General features: G+C 55.5%; 4 protein-coding genes. All 4 read right to left on the bottom strand.

Going from position 1 to position 5,889, the window contains the following annotated elements; all coding sequences use genetic code 11:
• Positions 1 to 61 precede the first annotated feature (61 nt).
• Positions 62 to 1,191 (bottom strand): IS3 family transposase gene (locus G394_RS0115870; RefSeq protein ID WP_156902399.1). Its coding sequence is split into 2 segments (ribosomal slippage): positions 62 to 945 and positions 945 to 1,191, totalling 1,131 coding nucleotides; the frame shifts between segments, so codons are not numbered across the junction.
• Positions 1,192 to 1,663: 472 nt separating this feature from the next.
• On the bottom strand, positions 1,664 to 2,968 hold the full coding sequence (locus G394_RS19565) for a TolC family outer membrane protein (protein WP_281168293.1): 1,305 nt from the start codon (positions 2,966 to 2,968) through the stop codon (positions 1,664 to 1,666).
• A 191-nt stretch (positions 2,969 to 3,159) separates the two neighbouring features.
• A complete protein-coding gene (locus G394_RS0115850; protein ID WP_028578499.1) occupies positions 3,160 to 3,621 on the bottom strand; it encodes a hypothetical protein in 462 nt (153 codons plus the stop codon).
• Between the two features lie 183 nt (positions 3,622 to 3,804).
• Positions 3,805 to 5,889, bottom strand: a 2,085-nt coding sequence (locus G394_RS0115845; protein WP_028578498.1) for a calcium-binding protein, incomplete at its 5' end; no start/stop codon positions are given.

Below are 5,889 nucleotides of genomic sequence, written 5' to 3'. Positions count from 1 at the left end.
AGAAGTGGCTCAGTTCGTTTGAACACGTTTGCCCGTTTCTTAAGTGGAATCTCCGCTCTTCTTACACTGCCATTCTCACTGGCGACATTCGTTCGGCGTAAGTCTCGTCAGGCGTTTTCTTGCCCAACCGTGAATGCGGCCGCTTTTGATTGTACCAATCCATGTATTCCATGATCGACTTCCGGGCATCGCTCACCGTGTCGTAGGCGTGCAGATATGCCCGTTCGTACTTCACCGACTTCCAAAGGCGCTCAACGAAAACGTTGTCACGCCAGGCTCCTCGGCCATCCATACTCAGCTTGCAGCCCATGTCCTTGACAGCCGTTACAAACTCGATCGCCGTAAACTGACTGCCTTGATCCGTGTTCACGATTTCCGGAGCGCCATAGCGGCGAAAGGCTTCCTGAAGCACATCGACCGCATGGCAAGCCTCCAGGGTGATCGCTATCTTTGACGCCAAGACCTTTCGGCTGACCCAATCCACGACCGAGGTCAGATACACGAAACCCTTGGCCATCGGGATGTAGGTCGTATCCAGAGCCCACACCTGATTGCTTCTTTCAATGAGCAACCCTCGTAGCAAATAGGGATATATCTTGTGCCCAGGATGCTTCTTGCTGGTGCCGGGCTTCCGGTACAGCGCAGCAATCCCCATGCGTGCCATCAACGAGCCGACATGCTTACGCCCAACAGCGGCGCCTGAGCGATTAAGTTGATCCCGAAGCATCCGGGCACCCATAAACGGATGCTCAAGATGCAGCTCGTCAATGCGGCGCATAAGCGCCAAGTCGGCGGCGCTCACCGGCCGAGGCTGATAATACACGGTACCGCGACTTATCCCGACCAGTTCGGCCTGCCGCTTGATTGAAACCTCGTGCTCGCGGTCGATCATCGCTTTGCGCTCAGCAATCCCACCTTGCTGAGTGCGCTTTCTAAAAAATCGTTCTCCAGTGTCAGTTGACCGATCTTGGCATGCAGGATCTTCAAGTCTACCGCCGGTTCACTCTCAGCCGATTTGCCGAAGACGGCGGCGGCCCGCTCGCTGAGTTGCCGCTTCCATTCGGTAATCTGATTCGGATGCACCTCAAAACGTTGCGCCAACTCGGCAAGTGTCTTGTCCCCGGCCATCGCCGCTAACGCTACCTTGGCCTTGAATTCTGCTGAGTGCTTCCGTCTCGTTCGCTTGGTCATTCTCTGCTCCCTGATCAATTCCGTTTGAAGGTGTCCGGGCTAGCAAAGTTTCCACCTAAAGGCTTGTGCAAATTTCCGGGGCCACTTCTATCATGGCTGCGTGCACGCCGACCACGCAGGCGGCGGTGATAAGCCCCAAAATCAGTTTCTTTCCAAAGTCTGCCAACACGATCCCCCTCCTTCAAAGTTGCGGACAATTCTGTATCGACCCCAGCCTTCGCCGGTTTCGCAGGTACGCCTGCGGCCAAGCGGAGCCAACGCGACAACCCTATGATATATTGAATAAAAAAATCAAAGACCTCTGCGCGGCATCCGTGATGAATATCGACCTGCCCGGACGGCCGGAACGCTCCAGCGCCTACCATGGCGCTGACCGGTCGTCCATGGGTATATGCATGCAGCAGCGCCAATTCAAAAAACTCCATAAAAAAAGGAGGCTTGCGCCTCCTTTTCAGTGCCGGCGGCGGAAAGCCTATTCTTCCTGGTTCCGGGCCGCGCTCTTGTACAGCTCGGGGTCCACGCCCAGATTCTTGATGAGGGAGCCGGACAGGGCCATGAGCTTGTAGGCCGCGATGTGCTCGTTCACCGAGGAGGTCACCAGTTGGTTGGAGGACTGGAAGACTTCGTTCTCGGAATCCAGCACGTCCAGCAGGCTGCGCTGGGCCACGCCGAACTGTTCGAGGTAGACTTCCTTGGTGGCGCGGTTCTGCTTCACGGCCTCGTTGTATTCCACCACTTCCTTCTGGGCCGAGTTGAACTGCGCCCAAGTGACCTTGGTCTCGTCCTCGACGGCCAGGGTCAGATCTTCCAGGTCGGCCTGGCTCTGACGCTTGCGGGCCTTGGCAGCCTTGGTCGCGGCCACGTCGGAACCGCCGTTGAACAGGTTCCAGTTGAAGCGGACCATGGCCGCGTCCGTGCGCTCCCAGTCCTCGGAGTCCTGCACGCCGTCGGAGTACTGCGAGGACAGTTCGGCATAGACATAGGGGTGGTAGTTGGACTTGGCCACGTTGACGCGCTCCTGCTCCGAGGTCACGTCCTGGGTGCCGGCGCTGATCTTGGGGTTGCTTGCCTTGGCCAGGGCGGTCATGTCTTCGAGGGTGGCGGGCAACTTGTCGGCCGGGTACGGAGTCATTTCGATCTGGCCGGGCAGGTAGCCGGTCAGGCGCTGGAATTCGGACAGGGCGTCTCGCAGGTTGGTGTGGGTCTTTTCCAGGGAGGCCTGGGCCATGGACATGCGGGCCTGGGTCTGGGTCACGTCGGCCACGCTGCCGGCGCCGGCCTTTTCACGTTCCTTGAGGGACGCCAGGATGTCCTTGTGGGCTTTGACGTTCTCTTCGGCCAGGAAGAGCAACTCGCGCTGCCGGTAGACTTCCAGGGCGGCGATGATGGCGTCCAGGGCCAGGGATTCGGCGTTGTCGAAGACCCTGTACTGCAGTGATTCAAGACGGGATTCGTCCAAGCGGATCTGACTCGAGGCCTCGCCGCCGTCATAGAGGCGCTGGGTCAGGTAGCCGCCCAGTTCGGAGCGTTCCCGCCAATCTTCGGATCTGTCGTTGTTGTTGTTGGAAATGCCGTCATGGAAGGAATCGGCGCCATACCCGCCGCGCACGTCGATTTTGGGGTACCAGCGGCCCTTGGATTTTTCCAGATCATGGCCCACGGCCTGACGGTTCTGTTTGATCATTTCAAGACGGGGAGCATAGCGCAGAGTATCGATCACGCTTTTTTGCACGGTGATCTGATCCTCGGCGTACGCTGCGGCACCAGTCAATAACATTGCGAATGCGAGGGAAAGGCCGATTTTCGATGTGGACATAACTTCCTCTCCTTGATGAGGTCCCGATGAAATTGAGAATGAGTTCCGTTATTGTTGACCCTGTAACTACGCTATGAATCTTTGTAAATGAAAAAAGGGCGCTATGCACCCTTTTTTACAAAATAATCCGCCTTACGTTTCCGTAAGACACGTCATGAATGCTGGGAGTGCATGATCAGTTGCGTCAGGTCGTCGTCGAAAGAATCGGCCGCCGCGAACTCCACATGCAGGTGGGGCCCATGCGCGTCGACGCTCGCCGCATCCACATGCGCATCATGCCCGCCAGCCAAGAGCAAAGCAGCATCGACCTCATCATGCAACAACTCGGGCAACGACCACGCCCGGAAATCATCCATGCCCCCCGGCACCTCCTCCGCAGGATTCAAGGCAAACGTCCCCACGGAACTCGAGCCGTCAATATCTTCCATGACAAAGCTGTAATAGGTCGTCACAGGCGACTGCCCACCAACGACCACACCCCCTTCCGGAGGCATGAACGCATACCCCCCGTCCGGCCAGATGGTCAGTTCCCCGCCCTGGGGTGGGTGAACGACCAAACCGTCGTCGGGGACGGGTTGGCCGGCGAAGGATGTTATTTTTATTGTATCAGTCATAGGAGTTGTCTCCCATTTCCTGTCAGCATTCTGAGGTACGGCGACCTCGGAAAGAGTATTCATGTAAAGGTAGTCAGAGATGCCCTCGCCGCTACATCTCCCCCGAAACAAAACAACGAACAAGATACGATGACTGCCGGTTGAGGACGAAAGGGAGGGCAATCCCTCCCTTTCGCCTCGGAGTTAACCGATCTTAATTTCGTTGTTATTCATCAAGGCGTTCAGAACCTCGGCCCCGGTATCCACATCGGCGGTGAGTCCGGTCATCGTGATTGTTGCCACGGGCGTAAAGGATGAACCTCCAACACTTCCGTTCGTATCGACGCCAAGATCAGCCGTGGTGGTTCCATCCAAGTGCTGGACTACGTTGCTGAACTCCAGGAACTGATGCAAGTTGCCGGCATTCGCGCCCGTCAACACGCTCGAGAAGTCGAGCACGTCACCTTCTGCGTTTGTGGCAGCAACATGGAAGTCGGTTATCGAATCATGACCATGCCCGATATCCTCTGCTGTGTACATGAATGTATCGGAGCCTGAACCGCCGGTCATAACATCATCGCCGGACCCGCCATGCAAGGTATCGTTGCCGAAACCGCCATTCATGATGTCGTGCCCGGAACCGCCGTGCATGACATCGTGTCCGGCCCCTCCATTCAGTTGGTCATTACCGGCATTTCCGGCAATGAAATCATCGCCGCCCAGGCCAGATATGGTATCATGACCATTGGTTCCCAGCAGCATATCGTGGGCATCTGTACCAGCCAAATTTGAACCCGACGAAGCATAGGCGTCCGGGAAGAGGCTGACATCGACCGTACCATACACCGCATCGCCGTCGCCGTCCGTACCGATGATATTGTAACTCAGATTGATCGGGTCACCGGCGTAGTCCGTCCCGTAGGTGAAAAAGCCTAAGCTAAACGTACCCGTGCCTGTCACGGCTTCTAGCTGCACGGCATCAAACTTGTGAGCATCATCGGTAACGACCTCATAGTACCAACCGTTCTCCAAACCGGAAATCTGAACAGAGTTCCCGGCATCGGTGACAGTGATTCCATTTGCAAGATAGTCCGAAGACGCCACCAATTGATTCGCGTTGTTATATATTTGAATATTAATCGGATTGAGGTCAATTAAGCTATCACCACCGTACAAAGGATCGTAGAAATTTGTATCGGCAGCGCTGTTATTAGCATTGATAGCAGTCACCGTGAAACTCGCGTCAGGCTTATTTCCATCAATCAGTATCTGCTGCTTCCATCGAACAATTTCATTACGCAACCCATTGTAGGTGAACCAACTGCCATCCGCATTCAGAGCCAAACCATTAACCATATCAAACCTAATTAATTCGCCTGCGGAGAACGTCTGTCCCTGGCTGATGCCAATATCATCACGATCAGAGTTCACAGAATCAACAGACTTTGTTGTCATTGCGACGTCCTGAGTTGTTCCTCCAACATCAAGCAGCAACTTAAATGACGGATTACCACCGCCAACACCGAGCAGACTTGTTGATGTAATTTCAGTTCCATTCGAAATTACAGCTTCCGGGTTGAAGGTGTACAACCCACCGGAACCGTTCAGTGTCAGAGTAAAACCTACAGTTCCACCAGCAGTCGGTCCAGCCGACGCGGTCAAGGTCGTCCCGTCGTCACTGAGGTACAGGTAGAGCTTCTGGCCGCCGACCATCAGATTGTTTCCTGACTCGTCTCTTGCGATCACAGACGAAGTTGTCGATCCAGGAATAAGGGACACCACGGGCGCACCCGCATCGATATCAGAGGAATCGAACTTGACCAATCCGATGCCATCAGCACCTGGAATGAAGTTAAGGCTGGAATTATACGCATCACCAGAACCGCCCACGCCCTTGTTTTCGATGAATATCGCGTCAGGACTAATCGAGATTGGCATGTCGTCAATGATTGTAATCGTCACGGTGTTCAACACCGTGTTCCCATTCGCATCCTTCGCCGTGTAACTGAAACTGTCAGTCTCGGCCCCAGCCAAATCAGTCGTGTTGTCAGTCAGAGTGTAGCTGAACTTGCCGTCGGCAGTGACGCTCCAGGTGCCATAGGCCGAACTGCCGCTCGCCGCCACCGCTGTCCAACCCGCCTGCAGACTGAGATCGGCACTGACAATCTTCTCGCCATCGCCTGCCGCCAGCGTTCCGTCTGCCGGAACCAACGCGCTCGCCGAAAGTCCAGACTCGTAAACCATGCCCGTCGTGTTCGTCGGCGTGCCGCTCACATCCGTCACGTTGAT

It is taken from the genome of Desulfomicrobium escambiense DSM 10707, assembly GCF_000428825.1.
Lineage (GTDB): Bacteria > Desulfobacterota > Desulfovibrionia > Desulfovibrionales > Desulfomicrobiaceae > Desulfomicrobium > Desulfomicrobium escambiense.
The sequence above is the reverse complement of the archived record's forward strand: the minus strand, read 5'-3'. Positions and strand labels throughout refer to the sequence as shown.

Coding starts and splice junctions, on each gene's coding strand:
- G394_RS0115850 (WP_028578499.1), bottom strand. CDS start 3,621: ATGACTGATACAATAAAAATAACATCCTTCGCCGGCCAACCCGTCCCC.
- G394_RS19565 (WP_281168293.1), bottom strand. CDS start 2,968: ATGTTATTGACTGGTGCCGCAGCGTACGCCGAGGATCAGATCACCGTG.